The sequence below is a fragment of the Pannus brasiliensis CCIBt3594 genome (assembly GCF_036688125.1).
GTDB classification, from domain to species: Bacteria; Cyanobacteriota; Cyanobacteriia; order Cyanobacteriales; family Microcystaceae; genus Pannus; species Pannus brasiliensis.
Window position 1 is genome coordinate 1 of the sequence record NZ_JBAFSM010000068.1, and the last position, 23,589, is coordinate 23,589.

A 23,589-nucleotide genomic window follows, 5' to 3' on the forward strand; every position below is an offset into this window, starting at 1 on the left:
TAGCGAGTTTTGTCGGAGGGAAAACTCTCGACAAACTTCGGTGTCTTTTGAGTTTTATGAAATCGGAAAAAAGTTTCGTGCATTGGTTTGACAAACTAGCTTTTTCAAACTAAATTCGGGATAGATAGACTTACTATATTCTCTGACATTAAGTTTTGTTAAGCGATTCAACACTTCTGATAATTTCCAAATAAACTTATTCCGAAAAAAGCCAGAACATAAGCGTAGAAACGCAATTTCAATTTCATATTTGTAGAACCGGATGGTCAGAGGTTTAGAAAGCCGTTCTCATGATGAAAATCTGAGTGAGGTGGGATCGCAGTCATTTACGTTAAGGTTGTTGTTCCAAAAAATGTGACACAACAATGCAGTATGACTATAGATTATACGGATTTTATCCATATAACAACCCTATAGAGGTTTTTTTAAGGATTTTTTCCGTATGAACCCCTCGATCGATAGATTCTCCGGATTTCTCTAGATCGCCCCCACCCGCACGATCGCACTCGACAACGGCGACGTTTCCCCGACTCCCCCTACCCGACGCGCGATCTGCTATAATGGAGAGTCGGTCTAATAGTATATATAGAAAGTTGCTCTCGAAAGAGAATAAAGTAAAAAATCGAGAGATTCAGAGAATTCTCCCGTAAATAGACGCTTAGACCACGATCGCGATGTTTATTGGCTCACCCTTACTGGTATGACTGACACTATTCGTTTTTTAATGTGCGCTCCCGATCACTACGATGTTGATTACGTGATCAATCCGTGGATGGAGGGCAACATTCACAAGTCCTCGCGCGATAAAGCCGTGGAGCAATGGCAGAACCTTTATCATATCCTCAAGGATCGCGCGATCGTCGATCTGGTAAAACCCGAAAAAGGCTGGCCGGATATGGTTTTCACCGCCAACGCCGGTCTGGTTCTCGAAAAAACCGTCGTTCTCAGCCGTTTTCTCCACAAGGAACGTCAGGGGGAAGAACCCTATTTTAAAGCGTGGTTCGAGGAAAACGGCTTCACCGTTCACGAACTGCCGAAAGATCTCCCCTTCGAGGGCGCGGGAGACGCGTTACTCGATCGAGAGGGGCGCTGGTTATGGGCTGGCTACGGCTTTAGAACCGAGTTAGATTCCCATCCCTCGATCGCCAAATGGCTCGATATCGAGGTCTTATCCCTCCGTTTAATCGACGAGCGATTCTACCATCTCGACACCTGTTTCTGTCCCCTCAGTGGCGGTTATCTCCTCTACTATCCCGCCGCTTTCGACGCGTATTCCAACCGACTGATCGAACTGCGTATCCCCGAAGAAAAACGCATCGTCGTCGAGGAAGCGGACGCGGTAACTTTCGCCTGTAACGCGGTCAATATCGGGCAAACGATCGTCATGAATAAAATCAGCGACGATCTCCAAAACCGCTTGAACGAGAAAGGATTCGAGGTCGTACAAACGTCGCTAACCGAATTCCTGAAAGCCGGGGGCGCGGCCAAATGTCTCACCCTCCGCACCACCGAACCGTTAATCCCCGATCATCACGCCAACGTCACGATCGAGAGCCGTATCCTCCAACTGGAAGGCCATCTTCTCGACGCGGGCATCATGAATAAAGCCCTCGACGTGGTGGTGGGAAATGGCGGTAGTTTTAAAGTCTTGAACTTCAATCTAGGACTCGAACGACAAAGCACCTCCTCCGCCGAAGTTCGCGTATCCGCGCCCTCCCACGATGTGATGGAAGAGATCATGATCCAACTGATCGATCTCGGCGCGGCGGCGCGTCCGCAGGAAATCTGCGACGTGAATACGGCGGTGGTGGAACTCGATGGGGTCGCTCCCGATGATTTCTACGTCAGCACCATCTATCCCACGGAAGTGCGGGTAAATTGCGAGTGGGTGAAGGTCGAGAATCAACGCATGGATGCGGCGATCGTCGTGACCGATTCCCCGTCCGGCAAAACCGCGCGCTGTACCCTCCTGCGGGATCTCAAAGCCGGAGATAAAGTAATGGTCGGTGTGGAAGGGATTCGCACCGTCCGACAAGCGGAATCGCGCGAACAGCGCAACAGCACCCAGGAATTCACCTTCATGGGCGCGGGGGTTTCCAGCGAGCGCCGGGTAGAATTGACGGTAGAACAGATCGCGTGGGAATTGCGCCAGATCCGCGATCAGGGCGGAAAAGTGGTCGTTACCGCGGGCCCGGTGGTGATTCACACCGGCGGCGCGCAACACCTTTCCCGACTCATCCGCGACGGCTACGTTCACGCGCTTCTCGGCGGTAACGCGATCGCCGTCCACGACATCGAACAGGCGATCATGGGAACCTCCCTCGGCGTGGATATGCAGAAAGGGATTCCCGTCCGCGGCGGCCACCGTCACCACCTCAAGATCATCAACCTGATCCGTCGTTACGGCAGTATCGCCAAGGCGGTCGAAAACGGGGTCTTGACAAAAGGCGTAATGTATGAATGCGTGAAAAATAACGTACCGTTCTGCTTGGCGGGTTCGATCCGCGACGACGGGCCCCTGCCGGATACGGAGATGGATCTGGTGAAGGCGCAGGAAGAATACTCGCGCTTGATTCGCGGGGCGGATATGATCCTGATGCTATCCAGTATGCTCCACTCGATCGGGGTGGGGAATATGACCCCCGCGGGCGTGAAAATGGTCTGCGTGGACATTAACCCGGCGGTGGTGACGAAACTGAGCGATCGGGGATCGGTCGAGTCGATCGGTATCGTGACGGACGTGGGCTTGTTCCTGAGCCTGCTAACCCAACAGCTAGATAAGCTAACCAAGCCGCTAACGCACGCGGTCTAGAGCGATCGGGGTGGGGGCGACCTCACCCTTAATTGTTCCAGGGGGTAAAAACACGAAACCAAGCGATTAATGACGGTTTCAGTCCACGTTATGCCATTCGACGATTTTATTACCGATTTTCAAGATAATGGCGTGACCTAGCCCTAATTCTCGGGTGATGTCGATGAGACGGGTGAAGTAATCGCGGGCGATCGATAATCCTTCCGGTCGATCGATAAAGTCGAGACACAGTACCGTCGAAAGTTCCCAAGTTTGCCGGTAGATCGGGCAATTTTCGGGTAAAAAGGGAGCTAGAGAGCGGAATCGATAAATAGCGGCTTTCTCGAAATTCGTGCTAGTGCAGTCAAAGGACGAATGCTGATAGCTCATAAAGGTTTTAGCAAAACGCGCGCGAGAGGTTTCCTTCCAGCGTAGCGCGTGGCTTTCGGGGATCACGTTCCCTTTAGAATTTCGTTATTTTGGTTTTTTAGATAGGTTCGGTTAATCGGGAAGCGATCGAATCGATCGGGGAAACAATATACCCGCGATCGCGGGCGGGATGGTACCCGAAAACCGGATGGGGATCTCAGCTCTAAGCCCTCGGCGGAGAATGATGCTCGTCAAAAAGGGATAGCCTACTTTATGGCTATCGCCCGCGAATCGACCCGATCGAGGGGAGCGCGGTTACGATTCGGGCTTTCCGTCGTTTTCTCCAGGACGATCGGAGAAAAAAGATCGTGATAGGAATTTTAACCGATAAAATATTGTTTCTAGGGATATATAGAGGAATATTCACGAAATTATTCCCGAGCGCGAACGTAATCCACCACGATCGAGGTTAACCGATCGAGCGCGGACCCGATGACGGAGCGATCGAACTCGCTCCAGATTCTCGGTCGATCGAACACGCAAGGCTGTAAAATTCCCCGTAATCGCCCGTCCCGGCACAAATGCCCGTGAATTAACGCTCGATGGCCGAGATTTTCCCGCTCGAAGCGCCGATTTAAAACGTTCGGGGGCGCGGTCTCGATATCTTCGACGAAAATCGAGGGTTTACAGGCTAGAGCGGCGGCGAACATCGGATCTTCTCGTTCCCACTCCCGCTCTTTCTCCCATCCTCCCGTACTCGTGTCGGGAAATTCGTCACTTCTTCGCCAGCAGAAAATCTCGTGATATCGCCGGACGGGATCGCGAACGAGGAGAAAACAGCGATCGACCTGTAAAATCTCCCCCAGAACCGGCAAAAAAGCGTCAAATACCTCGCGGGGGGTCGCGCGAGCGAGAGCGGTCTCGAAAGCGGGAGGGAACGGATGGGGAGGCATATAGCGAGAAAAGGGATAGTAGACCTCGGAGCGCGATTCGTTTTTCAAAGTCTAAAAACTTTAAAAACCGTGATTATACAAAATAAATAGATATTTTTTGAAATTATTGACTATAAAATTCTTGATTCTTTCTCCTGACTCCTGACTCCTGGCTCCTGAATCCCTAACCACGCGACAATTGTTGAATTCCGCGAGAGGTCTAGTATGATCGTCAGGGAATCCTGTTTTTTTCGCCTCTCCCCGAGTACCCGTTATGACTCATCCCACCGATATAAAAACGCTGGCGCGCTGGATGGCGGCGGATTTTAGCAATCAAGCGCAAGCCTACGAGAATCCCCCCTTTTTCGCCCATATTCGCGTCTGTATGCGTCCCCTTCCCGATGAACTGCTCGACGCGACCGGTTTATTCTTGGAACAGGCTTACGATTTCGCCATCAATCAGCCCTACCGTCTGCGAGTGTTACGATTGTCGGTCGCGGGCGATCGCATCGAACTCCAGAACTTTAAAGTACAGGACGCGGAGAGATTTTACGGCGCGTCGAGAGATCGGGCGAGATTGCAAGAATTGACCGCGGATCTGCTGGAACCGATGCCGGGTTGCGATATGGACGTGGAATGGACGGGACACAGTTTTAAAGGGACGGTGAAACCGGGGAAACAGTGTATCGTCGTTCGCAAGGATAAAGTTACCTATCTCGACAATAGTTTCGAGGTCAGCGAGAGGGGACTGATCAGTGTCGATCGGGGGTTAGATCCGGAAACCGATGAACTGGTTTGGGGTTCGATCGCCGGGCCGTTCGAGTTCAGCCGTCGCGAGAGTTTCGCCGCCGAGGTGCTGTAAATGTGGTCTCTAGAGGCGGAATTAGCCCGATATACCGCCGCCATTCAACTTTTCCCCGAAAATCCTCGAAATTACGTCTCGCGAGGGATGACGCTCTTTAAACTGGCGCGGGTGACGGAATCGATCGGGGATTTCGATCGGGCCGAACAACTCGATCGCCGCTTGACTCCCTATCTCTGGCAGAGGGGACTCTCGTATTATTACGTCGATCGCTTCGAGGAGGGAGCGCGTCAATTCGAGGTAGATCTGACGGTAAACTCCCGCGATGTGGAGGAAACGGTCTGGCGCTTTCTCTGCATCGCCCGCTCTCGCGGGATCGAGGCCGCGCGGGGTACGTTATTAGAGGTGCGCGACGATCCGCGGGCCGTTTTGCGATCGATCTATTCCCTGTACGCGGGGGAATGTTCGATCGATGAGGTTTTGGACGCGGGACGGCGCGAGGGTAAGCGGGGCAACTTTTACAGCCATCTTTACATCGGTCTGTATCACGAGGCGATCGGGGACGAGACTAGCGCGCGCGCTTATCTCCGTCAAGCGACTTTCGATTATGAGATTTCCGATTATATGTGGTTTCTGGCGAGAGTTCATTTACAATTAAGGAATTGGCTAGAATAATCATTTTTAGCCGTAAGTCTCGGTGGATTAGCGAAGCGTAATCCACCCTACAATCTGCCTCCTGTTCTATGAAAATCGCTACCTGGAATGTCAATTCGATTCGCACCCGGAAACAGCACGTTATCGACTGGTTAAGTGCTAATCCTGTCGATGTTTTGTGTCTGCAAGAAACGAAGGTGATCGATAAGGATTTTCCGCGAGAACCTTTTGAATCGTTGGGTTATCAGGTATATATATCCGGGCAGAAAGCCTATAACGGGGTGGCGATTTTTAGTAAACAGCCGATGACCGATGTGAGCGCTGGTTTTACCCCGGTTCTCGGTCAGGAACTCGCGGAGGAATTCGACGAACAGAAGCGGGTGATTGCGGGAGTTATCGAGAATGTTCGGATTATTAATCTCTACGTTCCGAACGGTGCTTCTTTAGATAGTGATAAATATATTTATAAACTGCGTTGGCTGAAAAAGTTACGGGAATATCTGGCGAAAATTATTCTCTCTTCCTCGCACGAGTTATGTATTTGTGGGGATTTTAATATCGCGCTAGAAGATCGGGATATTCACGATCCGATGGGAAAAGAGAATCATATTATGTCCTCTCCCGATGAGAGACAAGCGTTAGAAAGCGTGTTAGAATTAGGGCTGAAAGATGCTTTTCGGAAATTTACCGAAGAGGGTGGGCATTATAGTTGGTGGGATTATCGAGCGGGCGGTTTCGCGAGAAATCGGGGTTGGCGGATCGATCATCTATATCTGACTCCCGGATTGTTCGATCGAGCGATAAATTGTACCATCGATAAAGAGCCTAGAAAACAAGAACAACCGAGCGATCATACCCCCGTGATCGTGGAATTATAATCCCGTTTATTCCGATTCTAGCTATGAGCGAGAAGCCCGATTATTCTAGACCGATCGCTGTCGATTTATTCGCGGGGGCGGGGGGTATGACGTTGGGTTTCGAGCAAGCGGGATTCGATGTTTTAGCGGCGGTAGAAGTCGATCCGATTCACTGTCTCACCCATAAGTTTAATTTCCCGAATTGGAAAGTATTTTGTAGGAGTGTTACCGAGATCACGGGGCGAGAAATTCGCGATCGATCGGAAATCGGGGAGCGTCCGATCGATGTAGTTTTCGGCGGCCCGCCCTGTCAGGGATTTTCCCTCATCGGTAAACGGGCTTTAGACGATCCGCGTAATGGTTTAATCGATCATTTTCTGCGTTTGGTACTGCAACTCCAGCCGAAATACTTCGTCATGGAAAATGTACCGGGGATGGCGATCGGTAAACATAAACAGCTATTAGAGGAAATTATTGACAAGTTTCATAACCATCATTATCGCGTTCACGATAAATATCGAGTTTTAAACGCTTGGAATTACGGGGTTCCGCAAAATCGCGGGCGTTTATTCCTACTCGGTTGCCGCGAGGATTATTCCCTTCCCGATTATCCGGAAGCGATCACCGATCCGAAAGGGAAAAATAATTTGATCAAAACGCCGACGGTTGGCGATGCCCTGCAAGATTTACCCGACGTGGAGAAATATCCGGACTTAAAAAAAGTCGATTGGACGACCGCGGAATACGGGGAATCGAGCGATTACGCGCGGGTGTTGAGAGGATTACTTTCTGTCGAGGATGATTATTCCTACCCGCGAGAATTCGATCGAAATCTATTAACCTCTAGCTGGCTAACCGAACACACCGACACCTCGATCGAACGTTTCAAGAAAACCGAACCTGGCAAAATCGAGAAAATCAGCCATTTTTATAAACTCGATCCCGATGGTTATTGTAATACTTTGAGAGCGGGAACCCCCGGCGATCGAGGCGCGTACACGGCCCCCCGTCCCATCCATTACCATTCCCCGCGCTGTATCACCGTCCGCGAGGCCGCCCGTTTACACTCTTATCCGGACTGGTTTCGCTTCCACGTCACGAAATGGCACGGTTTCCGACAGGTGGGTAACTCCGTCCCTCCCTTACTCGCGAAAGCGATCGCGCGGGAGATTTTAAAAGCTTCGGGCCGGAATCCGATGAAACCCTCGGGATCGATCGAACTCGGCGATCCTTCCGATCTCCGTCTCAAACTTCACCAAGCGCGAGCGCGGATCGAGGAGTTGGAGAGTTAGGGAGATGAGGGAGTAAAGATGAAGCTTATTGGTGGATTACGCTTCGCTAATCCACCCTACGGTCTGGTTTAAACTTTCCCTTTTTTTGCCGCGCGGCCGATCGGGTCCATGTACTGTTCTAACCATTTGAAACCGAACGAGGAAAGCGTCGTTAAAATCAGATAGATTAACGCGACGGCGATATAGATCTCGAAGGCTTTATAGGTGGTCGCCACGATTAATTGACCCTGACGGAATAACTCCTCGAAACCGATGACCGCGGCGAGGGAGGTATCTTTAATCAGGGTGATAAATTCGTTGCCCAACGGGGGTAACATCCGGCGGAAAGCTTGAGGGAAAATCACATCTTTCATCGTTTGTAGCGGGGACATTCCCAAACTCTCGCAGGCTTCCCACTGTCCTTTATCCACCGATTGAATACCGCCGCGCATGATTTCCGCGAGATAGGCCGCCACGTTTAAACTCAATGCGAGGATCGCGGCGGGCAATCGATCGATGGTGAAACTCAAGCCGATTTCCTTGATCAGGTTGGGCAAACCGAAATAGATAATGAACAATTGCACCAGCATCGGAGTACCGCGGAAGAAATCCACGTAGATCCGGCAGAGCAATCTTAGCCAGTTATAGGGAGAGATCAGAGCGATCGCCACGAGCGTACCACCGATCAAGCCGAAGAAAAAAGAAAGCGAGGTTAATATTAGCGTTACCGGCACCCCGAGAACGATCAGGTTATAAAACACCTGTCTCCAACTGAAAGCGTTTTCCGTGCCACTTTCTAGGGATGGGGCGACTAACGGTAATTCGGGAGGTTTCGCGGCGAACCATTTTCGATAGATAACATCGTACTGTCCGCTCTCGATTAATTTGGCCAGCCCGTCGTTAATCAGTTGGACGTAGGGAGAGTTTTTCGCCAGGGCGATGCCGTAGTATTCTTCGGTCAGGAGTTGACCGACAATTTTGACCCCTTTTAAGCCCGCGTCCTTAATCGCGTAGAGGGTAACGGGGCCGTCATTCACTACCGCGTCCACGTTGCCGTTCACTAACTCTTGCAGGGCGAGCACCGCGTTATCGAAGGTGGTAATTTTCGCGCCGGGGACTTTTTTGGCTTCCGCCGCGCCGGTAGTACCGATCTGGACGGCGATTCTTTTGTCTTTTAAATCCTCGAAACTTTTAATCGTGTCGTTGTTTTCCTGAACGGCGATCGCTAGACCCGCTTTAAAATAGGGTCGGGAAAAATCGATCGCCCGCGCCCGCTCCGGGGTGATCGTCATGCCGCTAATGGCCGCCTGCACCGATCCCGATTGCAGGGCGGGAATGATACCGTCAAAGGGTAAATTGACCAATTCAATCGTTAAGCCGGCCTTTTCCCCGATCGCCTTGATCAGATCCACGTCGAACCCCTCGATCTGTCCGGTTTTGTTATTCTGGAACTCGAACGGGGGGAACGTGGCTTCCGTGGCGACTTTAAAGGGATTCGGAGGAGATTGGGAAAACGCGGGAATGACGCTAAACCCGATCGCTAACATCCATCCCAGCAGGCCGAGGAGTAAAGTTCTCCCCCGTCGCGAGCGCCAAATCTTAATCATTTCTTTGTTTTTACTCCTGGAAAAAAGGTCTCGTTTAAGTTAGGTATTCTAGCTCGATCGCCCGATTTTTCCACCGTTAGAGGGAGGCGATCGACCGGTTCGATCGTATCTGAGTATTAATCCTAGATTTGTCTTAAAATGTAACTTTGAATACAAAAAAGCTTAAAAGAATCCAGATAATTGAGTACAGACCCGACCGAACTGTAAGGAAAAAGAAAATGCCCGATTCCACGCCCGTTATCGTCAGTGAAGGTTTACGTAAAAGCTACGGCTCCCTAGAAGTGCTAAAAGGAGTCACGGGAACCCTGTACAAAGGCGACGTGGTATCGGTGATCGGCCCTTCCGGTTGCGGGAAAAGCACCTTTCTCCGCTGTCTCAACCGCCTCGAAGAGATCACCGGGGGACGGTTGGAGGTGATGGGAATCGATATTTCCTCGCCGAAGTTAAATCAAACGGTACTGCGCAAATTACGCGGTCGGGTGAGCATGGTTTTCCAACATTTTAACCTGTTTCCCCATCTCACCGTCTTGCAGAATTTAATGTTAGCCCCCTGCGAGGTGTTACACCACCCGAAGGAAGAAGCGAGAGAAACCGCCCTACATTATCTAGAAAAAGTCGGTCTGTCTACGAAGGCCGAGGTCTATCCCGAACAGTTATCCGGGGGACAGAAACAACGGGTAGCGATCGCCCGCAGTCTCTGCATGAAACCGGAAGTGATCCTTTTCGATGAACCCACCTCCGCGCTCGATCCGGAATTGGTGGGGGAAGTGTTGAACGTGATGCGTCAGTTAGCCGAGGAGGGAATGACAATGGTGGTCGTCACCCACGAGATGCAATTCGCCCGAGAGGTTTCTAATAAAGTTCTCTTTTTCAATCAAGGGGTTATCGAGGAACAGGGCGATCCGACCGAGGTGTTTAGTAATCCCAATAGCGATCGACTCAAAGCCTTTTTAAGCCGGATTAACGCGAATTAAGCGAGTAGAGCCGACGAGTAGAGGACAGCACGACTATTGTAGTACGCTTTTTCTCTCTTTTCCTCCCCCCTCTTCTCCTGCCTCCCTCACATTCCCTCGATCGAACCCTCGGCTTCGTGGACGATCTCCAGTACGTCATCGATCCGTTATAGACGACAACTCGGAAATTTTACGCTTACATTCTTCGATTTGTTGAGCGAGCGAGAATTTTTGTGCGGGATCGGCGGCGATCGCTTCTTGATACTGGAAATAGTTTAATTTCTCTTGCCATACCTTTAAAGGATCGAAGTTCATCATTTCTGTAGGTGAGTTTAAATAATAATTAGCCGATCGATCGGGTTCGGCAAAGTTAGATTCAACCGCTTTGTAAGCTTCGCCAGTTAAAGCGAACCTATACTCGCCCGATCGTTTCCGATCGCACGAAATATAATTATTTTTTTCCAAAGCATCGAGAGTTGTAGTTTTGACATCGGGAATCTGGACAGAACCTTTATACCCAACCAAATTAACACCGCTATGACTCCAGATACACCAAATTTGCTCTTCGTCAAGATTTCCAGCACCTACTTCTTCAACTAACCAACGCAAAACATTTTTCTGGGTTTCCGTTAAACTCATAATCTGTATATTGGGAGATGGATGACAGTATCATTATTATAGTACGTCCTCTTCTAGATCGCTCGCCCCCGCCCTCTTCCTACCTCCCTCACATCCCCTCGATCGAACCCTCGGCTTCGTGGACGATCGAGCGCAATCGATCGAGGGTTTCCGCGTCCACTTCTTGCCATAAACCTCTCTGTTTCGCCTCTAACAATCTCTCCCCCATATCCCGCAACGCGTGGGGATTTTTCTCCTGAATAAACGCTCTCACCCTCTCATCGAATAGATACGCCTCCGCGACACCCCGGTACATAAAATCGTCCACCACCCGCGCGGTCGCGTCGTAGGCGAACAGATAATCGATCGTCGCGGACATCTCGAACGCGCCTTTATAGCCGTGTCTCATCACTCCCGCGATCCATTTAGGATTGATGACGCGGGAACGGTAGACGCGACGGATCTCTTCGCGTAAACTTCTCACTTTCGGCTGTTCGGGGAGGGAATTATCGCCGAAATAGGTGGTCGGGTTCTTTCCCGTGAGCGATCGAACGCTGGCCGTTAAGCCGCCCTGAAATTGATAGTAATCGTCGGAGTCGAGTAAATCGTGTTCGCGGTTATCCTGATTGTGCAGAACGATCTGTAATTGTTCGAGTCGGTTGGTAAACACTTCCGGTAGAGAATGTCCCACTCCTCGCCCATCATACGCGTAACAACTCCAGTTTATATACGCCCGCGCCAGGTCGTCATCATTTTCCCAGTTTTGTGACTCGATTAACCCCTGTAAACCCGCGCCGTAAGCCCCCGGTTTCGATCCGAATATTCTGGCGGTTGCCCTCAGTTTCGCCGCCTCTTCATCTAATCCTTGATTCTCCCAGAACTCTTTCTCCGTAAGGACTTTCGCCGCTAACGGATTAATTTCTTCGTCTTCCTCTTGACAGGCTACCTCACTTATGCAAAAATGGAGTAGCTGTAGTATATTGGGGAAACTATCGCGAAAAAAGCCGGACACCCGGACGGTCACATCCACGCGGGGACGGCCTAACGCCGACGGGGTAAGGATTTCGTAACCTGTCACCCGACGGGAAAAACCATCCCAAATAGGAATTACTCCCAATAAGGCCATCACTTGAGCGATGTCCTCACCACCATTTCTCATCGTCGAGGTTCCCCAGATGGAAATGGCGAGAGTTTTCGGATATTCACCGTTTTCTTGGGTATAGCGTTCGATTAAAGCCTCCGCCGCTTTCCTGCCAACCTCCCACGCCGTCTCCGTCGGGATAGCGCGGATATCCACCGAATAGAAATTGCGGCCGGTGGGGAGGACTTCCGGACGGCCGCGGGTGGGCGCTCCGGACGCGCCGCTCGGGACGAATCGCCCGGCTAATCCTTCGAGTAAATTCGTAATTTCCTCGGGGGTGCGTTGTAGCGCGGGAATCAGGGTATTTTCAATCCAATTGAATTCTTTCCGGCTATTCTCTCCGAGGGGTTCGATTTTTCTCTCGATGAGGTCTAGCGCGAGGAGTTCGAGGCGGGTGGTTTCGTCGTCGTGGGTGGTGAGCGGGTCTAGGTCTAGATCGAGGTCGCGGGCGATCGAGCGGGTGAGTCCGAGGCGATCGATCCCCGGCGATCGGGCGATCGAGGCGATTAAATCCCGCAACTGTACCCCCTCCGGACAACATCCGAAGATATGCAGACCGTCGCGGATACGGGCTTCTTTGAGTTCGCAGAGATAGCCATCCGCGAGGGTGAGAAATTGACTTAAGGAATCGTTCGGAAGCGTATCGAAACCTAAATCCTCGTGTAAACGGGTTTGACGTACTAGACGGGTGATTCTCTCGGAAATATAGGGTAAACGGGAAGGATCGAGACTTTGTGCCTCGTAGTATTCATCGATGAGGGTTTCCAATCGATCGAGATCTCCGTAAAGTTCCGCGCGGGTGATGGGAGGGGTGAGATGGTCGAGAATGACCGCGTGGGAACGTCGTTTCGCGCTCGAACCCTCTCCCGGATCGTTGACGATAAAGGGATAGAAATGGGGCAGGGTTTCCAGGGCGATTTCCGGGTAACAGCGACGCGACAGGGCGATACTCTTTCCCGGTAGCCATTCTAGGTTGCCGTGTTTGCCGATATCGACGATCGCCATCGCCCCGAATTTCTCCCGTAACCAATGATAGAAAGCGAGGTAATCGTGCGTCGGTTCGAGGTCTGGGGAATGATAGTTCAGTGTCGGGTCGATATCGTAGCCGCGTGACGGTTGAATGCCGATAAAGACGTTTCCGAGGGTAATTCCGGGGATGGGTAAATCTTCGCCGGCGGTTCCCCATCGGGTAGTTAGCGCGGTTTGAATGTCTTCCGGGAGGGTTTGGAAATACGATCGATAGTCCTCTAGAGACAGCGATCGCTCGACGGGTTTCAGTTCGCGGGTCTCCCGATCGTTGGTGATACCGGCCGTTAACCGTCGGATTAATTCATCGCCATCGCGGGGGATATCCTCGACCCTGTAGCCAGATTCGTGGAGCGCGTGAAGAATATTGATACAACTCGCGGGAGTGTCCAGACCGACCCCGTTGGCGATTCTGCCGTCCTTATTGGGATAGTTCGCGAGGATAAGGGCGATTTTTTTCTCTTGGTTGGGGGTCTTTCGTAAACGAACCCAATGAAGCGCGAGTTCGATGACGAAATCGATTCTATCGGGGACGGGTTGATAGACGACTACCTCGGTTTCGAGTTTTTCCTGCCAGACTTGAACCGATTTAAACGACACCGCGCGGGTGATAATCTTGCCGTCCACCTCCGGTAGCGCGACATTGATGGCTACATCGCGGGGGGAAAGCCCCTGAAAGCCGTCCCGCCACGCGTCGAGGGTTCCGCTACTGAAAATGACCTGGAGGACGGGAACGTTCAATTTTCGCCAGAAGCCGGAATCGCTATCCGTGTCGGGACGATCGATCGAGAAACTGGTGGTATCGAGTACGAGATCGATGGAACCGGAAAATTCTTGTAATATCATCTCCCGCGCTTCCGGTTCCCGGAGAGAGGAAACGTACACGGGAATCGGTTGTAAATCGCGCGCGAGACAAGCTTTCACCAACGCGTCGATAACGAGGGTATTTCCCGCGAGATAGTGGGAACGATAGAAGAGAATGGCTACCCGTCCGCGGGGATTCGGAATCGGGTCTATATTCGCTCTGGAACCGACTTTCGGAACCTCCCGAGGCGGTAAGGGATTATAACCGGTGTGAAAACAGGTATCGCCGATAAATTTCAACGCGTTCACCCAATTTTCCACCCCCGCTTCGGTGAAATAGCGCCATAATCGGTTGACCGCGGTTCGAGAAACGGTAGAGTGTCCCATCAACTCCAGGTCGGGTTTATCGTCACCGGGGAGGACGAATAAATCGGCGCCCGTTTCCGCGACGATTTCTTTCACCACCTCCAAACCGTAGGACCAGTAGGAACGTCCCCCCAGTAACCGGAGAACGATCGCCCGCGCGGGGAGTAATACCGTGTCCGCGTAGTGGTCGATGCTGTATTGCTGTTGAAGTTGCAGGAGATTAACGGCGCGAATCTCGGGGAAATTATCGGGTAAATAGTCGATCGAGGCGGCGAGCGTTTGAATATCGGTGTCCGCCGAAGTTAGGATAATAATCGGCGCCGGAGTCTGTTCGATAACGATTACCCCTTCGGTATCGGGAGTCCAGCCCCCCGCGCGCGCGGCGATACGGTGCATGAAGTTTGTCCGGGATTCTAAAAGTTGTCGCGTGGATCAGGGGTCAGGAGTCGGGAGCCGGGAGGAACCATACAGAATATTATCGTTAAAAATCTCATAAAAAACCTATTTATTTAGTAAAATTCTAGATTTTTAAGTTTTTAACCCCTCGAAAACGAATCGCGCTTCGAGGTCGGGGAAGTTTGTCGGGAGGTTAAATAATGATTAGGTTTCCCGAGGGTCGAGGCTCGATCGAGCGATCCTGATTACTATACATCTACCCCGATCGATCCGCCACGGTGTCCGATCGAATCTTACCGCGATTTCTGGAAATCCCGAAAATCGCGTTCCCGTCTAGTAATAATTACTCAGCGAATTCTTAGCGTCCGATTCCCGTTTTTTTCGATCGTACCGGTATCGCGATAATGAATCACCCTCACGCTTTCGCTTGGTGTCAAACGGTTTCATCTACTACTCTCGAAGCCTTCCGTTCTCTCTGGCGGGAGGTCGAAAAACAGCTACCCTCGCGCGCGGTCTCTCTCGACGATCGGAATTACCCGAATCCCGACGGACAGCGATACGAATTACTGGTTTCTAGCGATTTACACGCGTTATTTCTCGCCACTCCCGAGGCGGATACCGAGCTATACGAGATCCGTTTCAGTTTCGAGACGACGACGATCGCCACCTTTCTCGATCGCTTACAGGGCGCTCACCCGGAAGACCGGAAAATTCACGAGGCGCGGGCGATCGTGTTACGTCCCCTCTCCCCCCCCTCGGTCGCTTTTCAAAACCGAATCCTGTTGGAAATTCTCCAGATCGTCGCGCCGGGCGAACCCGACGCGGAAATCAACTGTCCGCGGGTCTCCCTCTGTCAACCGGTGGAAGAAGAACTCTACCAACAGATCGAGCGGGAAAGATTACTCAACCACGTCATCACCCAGATCCGTCAGAGTTTAGAACTGCCGAAAATTCTCGAAACCGTCGCGCGCGAGGTGCGGGATTTTCTCGGGGTCGATCGATTACTGATCTATCAATTCATGCCCTCGGGAGAACTCGCCGAAGATTATCCCTACCTGGGCAAAGGAAAAGTGACCTCGGAAGCGCGGATTTCCGAGAATATTCCCTCGATGTTAAATTTGGAAGCCGAGGACGATTGTTTCTCCTATATTCCCCAGTATCAAGAGAAGTACCGCCGCGGTTCGATCGTCGCGGTCGATGACGCGGAAGCCACCTATTCCTCCTCCTTCTGTCTCGCGGAATTTCTCCGGAACCATCAGGTGCGATCGAAACTGATCGCCCCGATCGTCGTGCAGGAGGAATTATGGGGATTATTAATCGCCCACCAATGCCGGGAAAAACGTCATTGGTTGGAACCGGAAAAGAAATTTCTCGGACACATCGGGGAACATCTCTCGATCGCCATCTATCAAGCGCAACTCTACGCGCGGGTACAGGAACAGAAAAACCTGTTCGAGCGCCGGGTGATCGAGAGAACGCGGGAATTACAGGATACCCTGATCGCCGCCGAAGCCGCCAATCTTTCTAAAAGCGAATTTCTCAATAATATGAGTCACGAGTTACTCACTCCCCTGACCTGTATTATCGGCCTGTCGAGTACCCTACAGAAATGCTCGAAAGAAAAAGATTTTTTACCCGTCGAAAAACAGGTACAATATTTAAAAACCATCCAGGATAACGGCAATAAACTCTTAGAACTGATTAACGATTTACTGACTTTCTCCCAGTTATCCGCGGGGAAAGCGATTTTAGAGATCAAACAATTCTCTCTCGGGTATCTCTGTAGTCACGTTATCGAAATCCTCCAAAATGAGGCGAGTAACAAACAGATCGAGTTAGTCCTAGATATTCAATTAAAAAAAGAAGACAATTATTTCTGCGCCGATCACGATCGGGTACAACAGATTTTATTACACCTATTAAAAAACGCCATCAAATTCACCGCGGACGGGGGAACCGTAACCCTGAGAGTCTGGAAAGAGTACAACGAGGTCATTTTTCAGATCGAGGACACGGGAATCGGCATTCCCGAGGAAAAAATCCCCCTCCTATTCGATCGGTTCACCCAGTTGGACGGCTCGCGAAAACGTCGCTACGGCGGTATCGGTTTGGGATTGGCTTTAACGAAACAATTGGTCGAACTCCACGGCGGCTCGATCGAGGTAGAATCGAGCGAGGGAAAAGGTTCCCTCTTTACCGTCCGTATCCCCCAACGAGCGCCCCAGAAAGCTAATCCCCTCCTCGGCGATCATCACTCCCCCTTCAACCGTCACAACCGCACGATCGTGTTAATCGAAAGTGACGAGGAAATCGCCAATCTCGTCTGCGATCTCTTGATGGTCGCCCACTATCAGGTGATCTGGTTGATCGATAGTGTCGCCGCGCTCAAAAAAGTCGAGATCGTGCGACCGAGTATCGTCATCGTCGATCAACAGATGCCCCACGTCTACCACCTCTGTCAACTCTTCAAAAAATCCCCGGCCACCAAGACGATGAAAGTGCTGATTTTAAACGATACCCCCGAAACCAGCCTGAATTTTCTCGCCCGTCGCGGTATCGACGATTACTTACGAAAACCGATTCAACCGACCCTGTTATTGGATAAAATTAGATACCTCACCGCCCTGTATCAGTCCGGCGAGAAAGAGTCGATCGGATCGTGAAGGCAGGAGACAGGAAACAGGAGTCAGGAGTCAGGAGGTGAGGGAGAAATACAGTGATTACTTTCTGCTATAAATTCATGATTTCTCTTTCTTCCCCCTCATCATCCCCATCCCCCTCATTATCCCCATCCTCCCCATCCCCCTCATCATCCCCATCTCCCCCATCGAACCATCTATGCGTCTAGAAAGCCTAAAATCCGGTTTAATCGTCTCCTGTCAGGCACCGGTAGAGTCCCCCCTGCACGATCCGGCGATTATCGCCGCGATGGCCCGCGCTTGTGTCGATCGAGGGGCGATCGGTATCCGGGTCGATACCCCCTCCCACGTCCGCGCCACCCGTCAACAAAACCCGGACACCCCGATTATCGGCCTCTGGAAACGGTATTACGAGGGATATGAAGTGTATATCACACCGCGGATAGATGACGCGCTAGAAATCGCCCGATCGGGAGCGGATATTATCGCCATCGATGCCACCTCCCGCGCGCGTCCGGAGGGGGAAACGATCGCCGGGATCATCGATCGGGTTCACCGCGAGACCGGGAAATTAATTATGGCCGACGTGGACTCGATCGACAACGCCCTCGCCGCGGCCGAGGCCGGCGCGGATCTCGTCGGTACGACCCTCTACGGCTACACCAACGAGACGAAACATCTCCAACCCCCTAGCTTCTCTTTCCTCGCCGAAATGGTCGAAAAAATCCCCGTTCCCGTGATCTGCGAGGGAGGGATCGCCACCCCGGAGGAAGCGAGAAAAGCGTTAGAGATCGGCGCGTATACCGTGGTGGTGGGAACCGCGATCACCGGCATCGATTTAAAAACGAGCGCGTTTTTACGGGAATTGGTTGATCGCTCCTAGACGGTCGCGGGAAAAAACGAACGGGTTCCCGCGCGGGGAACCCGTTTCGAGAATCGATAAATCCCGTCTAGCGTAATTCCGCGTTAAACTCGTTAAACGATCGCCGCTTCAACTCCACCGATTCCGAACGCGGCAGGAGATCGAAAACCTCTCTCAGCGCGTCGTCCACCTCTTCGTAACTGACATTCCCGACACCGCTATACACCACTTTTCCCTTCTGGTTTAAAACCACCGTTTGCGGGATGCCTCCCTTGTAGTAGTAACCCGGTTCATCCGGCTTGTAGGATTTCCGGTAGGGGATCGAATCGACGCTGACGGGAATAATACTGGCCGCGCGACCGTAAAACTCTTGAAAACGGGAGACAACGGCGGCGAATTTCTTGCAATCGCTACTATCGTCGAGGTAATAGGTCAAAATCGTCGGGGTTCCCCGTTGTAAGGATTCAGACAAACTCAAACGGGGGGGGACGAGGGAACCGTTGCCCGCGTAAACCACGAAAATATTCCCGTCGAGTCGATCGTCATTGATTCCCGCGAGTGCCGGTGGGGTTAACCAGAGGGACAGGCTCGCGAGGACGATCGCGAGTCCGAAAAAAACAGTAGAAAGACCAAACCGACAGCGAGATTTCATAGTTACCATGTATAAAATATCCAGACCAATGCTAGTGTAAGAAATCTTGTGACTTCCGATCGAGCCAATTCCCCAACGACCTCTCGGACGATCCCGGCCGGTTCGCGGTTCGCCGATACCTATTATGCCGTGTTAGGGCTATACCCGAGCGCTTCGGTGATCGAGGTACGACGCGCCTATCGGGAACTGAGCAAACGCTACCATCCGGACACCACGGAACTACCCCCCGAGGTCGCCACCGCCAAATTCCAACGCTTGAACGAGGCCTACGCGACCTTGAGCAATCCCGATCGCCGTTCCCTGTACGATTTAAAAATCGGTTACTCGCGCTGGAACGTGATCCAGACCCTTCCCGACATGAACGAACCGATGGGTACGAGAAGCGCCTACATCGATCCCACCGATCGACCGCTCTCGTCGGGAGAGATTTTTTCCCTATTTATTCTCGGACTCACCCTGATCGCCTGCTTGTTAGTTGCCGTGATCGTTGCTACACTGCGAGGAGAGCCGACACAGATCCTATCGCACATCCTCTTTTACCTAACATGACGATTCCCGCGGCCGATACCCCCCTCTACAATCATCCCCTGCCCTCGATCGAGCGATGGCTAGTCAAGTTAGGCTGTCAGAAAAACCCCGACGATATCCACTGCTGGTACGTGGAAAGGGCTACCTGGAGAGCGGAAGTCTGTCTCGATATCGAGGAAATTACCGTCCGTTACCTGAACGCGGCCCGCGACGGTAGCGACATCACCCGCGCGTTTAAATATTCCCTCAGCCGTCAGGATATCGAATCGGCGATCTTTTCCGGCCCCTAGAGAGAAATCAATAGATTTTTTCCCGTGGCGGCTTTTAACATAGCCGCTATTCAGTATTTACTCTCCTATTCATCCTCATCCGAGAGCGGTCGATCGAGATCGGCGCGGGCTAAAAAACGATTTAATTTTAGAAGGCGGGAACAGGCCGCCGAGATGAGGAAGACGCTCGACACGTCTAAAAAAATATGAATTTTACGAGCTTCGAGTGGGACGATTTCAAACGATCTATTAATATAGAAAAACACGATCTACAGCCTTTCTCAGATACATAAGGTACGTTCTCGCGGTTGGAATCTTTTAGCGGTAAGGGTTGGTATGTACTTCACCTTTACGAGAAAGGCTGTAGATTTTTTAGATATTCTAGAAATTTTCGATAGTCCTCTTTTCGAGATCGAAGACAATCGTAAGGATTATGGAGAAAAGCGAATTATCGCTTACGGAATACTCCGAGAAAAAGTCTACTGCGTGGTTTACTCCCCGAGAGGCGAATCCTGACGGATAATCAGTGCTAGGAGGGCATCGGGAGCGAGAGAGAGAAAAATATAACCGTTTTCTCGAAAGACGGTAGCCGACAAACGATCGTTGTTAAGCCGGGTACGAAAGGAATGACGAACTGGGAACGTGTAAACTCTATGACCGAGGAAGAGATCGATCGCGAGGCCCGCTCCGATCCGGACGCGTTACCGATCGAGGAGGATGAGATGTGGGAACGCGGGAAATGGGTCACTCCCGAATCGCGATCGCGTGGCCATAAAACCCTGGAAACCCGATAGTCATCGCCTCCTTTTTTTCGATCTTTGCCCGATTAGCTAATTTTTTCCTCTTTGGTAAAGAGTAATTGAATCGCCAGTAAAATCAAACCGACGGTGACGAACGCGAAAATAAAGGTTCCGAGCGAGGCGATACCCATCACTAGAGTTCGTACTAGCGAGCCGATTCTTAACGCTATCTGACTGTGCGCGGTGAGCGGTTTGGAGTAGAACGAATGACCGATCGCCGCGGTCATGTAATAGGCCGCGGTTCCCAGTCCCGCCGAGATCGACGCGCCGACCAAACAGCGCGCGGGGGTCACTTTTTTCGCGTCTTCCGGTGCGGGAGTTTTCGAGGTCATAACGTTAACCCTTTTTTACATTTCACTACTAACTTGAATGCCCGAAGTACACAGGGGGGCTACCCAAAATTCTAGATCGGGATCGGGTAAAACCTGTCGGGCGTTATCCCGGATCGCGATCGCTTCCTCCCGCGACCGGCAGAGGGTGAAAACCGTCGGCCCCGATCCGGACATCATCGTTCCCAAACCGCCCGATCGAGCTAAAACCTCCCGTAATTCCACCACGAGGGAATATTCCGGTAAAACGACTTTTTCCAGGTCATTATGGAGTAATTGGCCGATCGCCACGCCATCTTTCCGAGCGATCGCCCGTACCAAATTCCCGGAACTCACCTCGCTCAGCCGCGAGCGCACCCCCTCCGGCGAGGAAATATAATTCTCCTGAAAGCACTCGCGATAGGCACTATAAGCCCAATAGGTGGAGACGGCCAGACTGTTATATTTCGCCAGAACCACCCATAAACCATCGAGATCCGGCAGGGGATCGAGAATTTCGCCCCGGCCCGTCGCCATCGCCGTCCCTCCCGCCACGCAGAAGGGAATATCCGACCCCAACCGCGCCGCCAACGCTTGCAACTCCGGACGGGTTAAGCCGAGATTCCAGACAAGATCCAGTCCCACCAATACCGCCGCCGCGTCCGCCGACCCCCCGGCCAAACCGGCCGCGATGGGAATATTTTTCTCGATTGAGATATCCACCCCGCCGAGATTGGCGAACACTTTCGGGAATTGACCCGCCATCAGAGTGGCGGCGCGGTAGGCGAGATTGGTATTATCGGCCGGAACGCGGGGATCGGCGCAATAGAGGCGGAATTCTTCGGCCCCGTTGGGACGCAGGGTGAGCCGATCGCTTAACCCCACGCTCTGCATGATCATCACTAATTCGTGATAGCCATCGGGTCGATCGCCAACTATCTCTAGATATAAATTAATCTTCGCGGGCGCGATAAGCGTGTAACTGTGCATCGGGCTTTAGGAATCGGGAATCCATTGTAGGGGCGGGGTTTAAGCGCCCGGAGTCAAGCTTCTATCGTTTCGTTCAATCGATCGTGTAAGGCGATCCATTGAGACAAACTGAGGTCTTCGGCGCGACAGAGGGGATCGATCTCTAATTGTGTCAGGATTCGGGTTAATCTCTCCGGCTCGATCGAGCTTTTCAAATTATTTCGTAACATTTTCCGTCGGTTGGCGAATCCTAGCGCGATCAGCGTTTCTAACTGTTTCGGTCGATCGACGGGAGGGGAGAGGGGACGGGGACGCAGACGCACCACCGCGGAATCGACTTTCGGGGGTGGGGAAAACGCGCGCGACGGCACATCGGCTATCCAGTCACAATCCGCGAGATACCGCACCCGGACGCTTAACCCCCCGTAGGCTTTCGTCGAGGGAACCGCGACCAATCTTTCCGCGACCTCTTTTTGAATCAGGAGAACGATCGAATCGTAAGCGGGAGTCCGCGGCCGGGCGATCGAACCGAGGAGTTTTTCGAGAATCGGGCCGGTGATATTGTAGGGAATATTGGCGACGACTTTATTCGGGGAACCGAGTGTATCGGGATCGATCGCCAGAATATCCCCCTGAATCAGTTGAAAGTTCGGTTTATTGCCGATGATTTTCGGTAACTTGGCGCAGAGATCCCGATCGATCTCCACCGCGATCACCGATCCGGCCGATCCTAACAGCCGACGCGTGAGAATGCCGGTACCGGGGCCGATTTCCAGGACGCGATCTTCCGGTCGTAAGTCGGCCGCGTCCACGATGCGATCGAGGATCGATTCATCCTTTAACCAATGCTGTCCGAAGCGTTTACGGGGTTGAATGCTCATATTCCCCATTTTAGAACCGATGGCGATCGGGTACACCCGATCGATGGCGCGAGAGTTCGATCGCCGTACAATAGAGGAAAATCCGATTCCCGAGAGAAATCCGTGACCGCTATTCAAGATAACCGGGCGATCGTTCAGAAAGTCCTCTGGATAACCCTCCTCCTTAATCTCTTCGTCATGGGATTAAAAGGAGCGGTAGGACTCGCGATCAACTCCCTGAGCTTACAGGCCGACGCGCTCCACAGCGTCACCGATAGCGCCAATAATGTTCTCGGACTGGTGGCGATGCGTTTCTCCTCGCCGCGGCCCGATCGGGATCATCCCTACGGACACCTGAAATACGAGGCCGTCGGGGCGTTAGCGATCGCCGCCTTTCTCGGGATCGCCTGTTTTGAAATCCTGAAGGGAGCGATCGATCGCTTGATGAAAGGAGGCAAACCGGTCGAGATCGGCGGGCCGGAGTTGTGGTTATTAGTAATCGTCCTCGGAGTCAATATTTTTGTCGCCTATTACGAGCGCTCCGTCGGTAAACGGGTAGGCAGTCCCATCCTCGTCGCCGACGCGCGCCATACCCTGAGCGATGTCTGGGTAACGGTCGCGGTACTCGGCGGGCTGATCGGGGTCTGGCAGGGAAATATCTGGCATATCCCGCAATTACAAAGCTTGGACGTGTTTTTATCCTTTCCCGTCGCTTTTATGGTGTTTAAGAGCGGTTTAGAGGTGATCAAAGAGAATTTACCGTATCTCGTCGATGAGATGGCGATCGCTCCCGAAATCATCCACGATATCGTCATGGAAGTGCCGGGAGTGCTAAACTGTCACGCCATCGCCTCGCGGGGAATCGTCGGCAGACAGGTTTTCATGGAAATGCACCTGATCGTGGACGCGCCGGACGTGGCCACCGCGCACCACATCACGGAATCGGTCGAGGAACGCTTAACGGAACGATTTAGCCCGGTTCGCGTGGTCATTCACGTCGAACCGCCGGATTACGAGACCGAGAGTATTAGTTTCGAGGAAGAGTGAAGGGGGGGAGTTCGGAGGCAGGAGGCAGGAGGCAGGAGGCAGGAGGCAGGAGGCAGGAGGCAGGAGGC

At 52.1% G+C, this 23,589-nt stretch carries 21 protein-coding genes; 12 read left to right on the plus strand and 9 right to left on the minus strand.

Features of this window, described 5'->3' with window-relative positions; all coding sequences use genetic code 11:
• The first annotated feature begins 700 nt into the window (after positions 1-700).
• On the plus strand, positions 701-2,812 hold the full coding sequence (gene argZ, locus V0288_RS22575) for a bifunctional arginine dihydrolase/ornithine cyclodeaminase (protein ID WP_332867441.1): 2,112 nt from the start codon (positions 701-703) through the stop codon (positions 2,810-2,812).
• A 78-nt stretch (positions 2,813-2,890) separates the two neighbouring features.
• Here the strand turns inward: argZ and V0288_RS22580 are convergent, their stop codons facing one another.
• Complete coding sequence (locus tag V0288_RS22580; protein ID WP_332867442.1) at positions 2,891-3,181, minus strand: hypothetical protein; 291 nt, start codon at positions 3,179-3,181, stop codon at positions 2,891-2,893.
• A 410-nt stretch (positions 3,182-3,591) separates the two neighbouring features.
• Entirely contained in the window at positions 3,592-4,113 is a 522-nt protein-coding gene (locus V0288_RS22585) for a GAF domain-containing protein (protein ID WP_332867443.1), read from the minus strand.
• A 253-nt stretch (positions 4,114-4,366) separates the two neighbouring features.
• On the opposite strand from V0288_RS22585, the gene V0288_RS22590 reads away from it, so the two are divergent.
• From V0288_RS22590 to V0288_RS22605, 4 genes are all read left to right on the plus strand, one after another.
• Complete coding sequence (locus V0288_RS22590) at positions 4,367-4,954, plus strand: chromophore lyase CpcT/CpeT (protein ID WP_332867444.1); 588 nt, start codon at positions 4,367-4,369, stop codon at positions 4,952-4,954.
• Positions 4,955-5,569 (plus strand): tetratricopeptide repeat protein, encoded by a 615-nt coding sequence (locus tag V0288_RS22595; RefSeq protein ID WP_332867445.1) that lies wholly within the window; start codon positions 4,955-4,957, stop codon positions 5,567-5,569. It begins immediately after the preceding gene.
• Between the two features lie 68 nt (positions 5,570-5,637).
• Entirely contained in the window at positions 5,638-6,426 is a 789-nt protein-coding gene (xth, locus tag V0288_RS22600) for an exodeoxyribonuclease III (protein ID WP_332867446.1), read from the plus strand.
• Between the two features lie 23 nt (positions 6,427-6,449).
• Positions 6,450-7,697, plus strand: coding sequence for a DNA cytosine methyltransferase (locus V0288_RS22605; protein ID WP_332867447.1), 1,248 nt, complete (start codon positions 6,450-6,452; stop codon positions 7,695-7,697).
• A gap of 68 nt (positions 7,698-7,765) precedes the next feature.
• Here the strand turns inward: V0288_RS22605 and V0288_RS22610 are convergent, their stop codons facing one another.
• Positions 7,766-9,283, minus strand: a complete 1,518-nt coding sequence (locus tag V0288_RS22610; RefSeq protein ID WP_332867448.1) for an ABC transporter permease subunit — start codon at positions 9,281-9,283, stop codon at positions 7,766-7,768.
• Between the two features lie 218 nt (positions 9,284-9,501).
• Here V0288_RS22610 and V0288_RS22615 point away from each other — a divergent pair, with 218 nt between their 5' ends.
• A complete protein-coding gene (locus tag V0288_RS22615) occupies positions 9,502-10,257 on the plus strand; it encodes an amino acid ABC transporter ATP-binding protein (RefSeq protein WP_332867449.1) in 756 nt (251 codons plus the stop codon).
• Positions 10,258-10,392: 135 nt separating this feature from the next.
• Here V0288_RS22615 and V0288_RS22620 read toward each other — a convergent pair whose 3' ends face one another.
• Together V0288_RS22620 and cobN are read right to left on the minus strand one after the other, a co-directional pair.
• On the minus strand, positions 10,393-10,875 hold the full coding sequence (locus V0288_RS22620; RefSeq protein ID WP_332867450.1) for a hypothetical protein: 483 nt from the start codon (positions 10,873-10,875) through the stop codon (positions 10,393-10,395).
• An 88-nt stretch (positions 10,876-10,963) separates the two neighbouring features.
• The gene (gene cobN / locus V0288_RS22625; RefSeq protein WP_332867451.1) at positions 10,964-14,587 is read right to left on the minus strand and encodes a cobaltochelatase subunit CobN; all 3,624 of its coding nucleotides are present in this window, start codon (positions 14,585-14,587) and stop codon (positions 10,964-10,966) included.
• 404 nt (positions 14,588-14,991) lie between these two features.
• Here cobN and V0288_RS22630 point away from each other — a divergent pair, with 404 nt between their 5' ends.
• On the plus strand, positions 14,992-17,250 hold the full coding sequence (locus V0288_RS22630; protein WP_332867452.1) for a hybrid sensor histidine kinase/response regulator: 2,259 nt from the start codon (positions 14,992-14,994) through the stop codon (positions 17,248-17,250).
• Positions 17,251-17,425: 175 nt separating this feature from the next.
• Positions 17,426-18,109 carry an N-acetylmannosamine-6-phosphate 2-epimerase gene (locus V0288_RS22635; protein ID WP_422662051.1) on the plus strand — a complete coding sequence of 228 codons (684 nt, stop codon included), beginning with the start codon at positions 17,426-17,428 and terminating at the stop codon, positions 18,107-18,109.
• Positions 18,110-18,176: 67 nt separating this feature from the next.
• Here the strand turns inward: V0288_RS22635 and V0288_RS22640 are convergent, their stop codons facing one another.
• Positions 18,177-18,740 carry a thylakoid membrane photosystem I accumulation factor gene (locus V0288_RS22640; protein ID WP_422662052.1) on the minus strand — a complete coding sequence of 188 codons (564 nt, stop codon included), beginning with the start codon at positions 18,738-18,740 and terminating at the stop codon, positions 18,177-18,179.
• A 48-nt stretch (positions 18,741-18,788) separates the two neighbouring features.
• On the opposite strand from V0288_RS22640, the gene V0288_RS22645 reads away from it, so the two are divergent.
• The 3 genes from V0288_RS22645 to V0288_RS22655 all read left to right on the plus strand — a co-directional run bounded on the left by V0288_RS22645 (position 18,789) and on the right by V0288_RS22655 (position 20,331).
• Complete coding sequence (locus V0288_RS22645) at positions 18,789-19,289, plus strand: J domain-containing protein (RefSeq protein ID WP_332867454.1); 501 nt, start codon at positions 18,789-18,791, stop codon at positions 19,287-19,289.
• Complete coding sequence (locus V0288_RS22650; protein WP_332867455.1) at positions 19,286-19,558, plus strand: DUF3143 domain-containing protein; 273 nt, start codon at positions 19,286-19,288, stop codon at positions 19,556-19,558. The genes V0288_RS22645 and V0288_RS22650 overlap by 4 nt, the downstream gene beginning before the upstream one ends.
• A gap of 605 nt (positions 19,559-20,163) precedes the next feature.
• Positions 20,164-20,331 (plus strand): hypothetical protein, encoded by a 168-nt coding sequence (locus V0288_RS22655; protein WP_332867456.1) that lies wholly within the window; start codon positions 20,164-20,166, stop codon positions 20,329-20,331.
• A gap of 32 nt (positions 20,332-20,363) precedes the next feature.
• On the opposite strand, the gene V0288_RS22660 is transcribed toward V0288_RS22655, so the two are convergent.
• From V0288_RS22660 to rsmA, 3 genes are read right to left on the minus strand one after another with little or no spacing between them, the layout of a single operon-like run.
• Complete coding sequence (locus V0288_RS22660) at positions 20,364-20,669, minus strand: DUF3082 domain-containing protein (protein WP_332867457.1); 306 nt, start codon at positions 20,667-20,669, stop codon at positions 20,364-20,366.
• Between the two features lie 15 nt (positions 20,670-20,684).
• A complete protein-coding gene (gene ispE / locus V0288_RS22665) occupies positions 20,685-21,635 on the minus strand; it encodes a 4-(cytidine 5'-diphospho)-2-C-methyl-D-erythritol kinase (protein WP_332867458.1) in 951 nt (316 codons plus the stop codon).
• Positions 21,636-21,688: 53 nt separating this feature from the next.
• On the minus strand, positions 21,689-22,495 hold the full coding sequence (rsmA, locus tag V0288_RS22670) for a 16S rRNA (adenine(1518)-N(6)/adenine(1519)-N(6))-dimethyltransferase RsmA (RefSeq protein WP_332867461.1): 807 nt from the start codon (positions 22,493-22,495) through the stop codon (positions 21,689-21,691).
• 102 nt (positions 22,496-22,597) lie between these two features.
• On the opposite strand from rsmA, the gene cdf31 reads away from it, so the two are divergent.
• The gene (cdf31, locus tag V0288_RS22675; RefSeq protein WP_332867459.1) at positions 22,598-23,521 is read left to right on the plus strand and encodes a CDF family zinc efflux transporter Cdf31; all 924 of its coding nucleotides are present in this window, start codon (positions 22,598-22,600) and stop codon (positions 23,519-23,521) included.
• Positions 23,522-23,589: the final 68 nt, after the last annotated feature.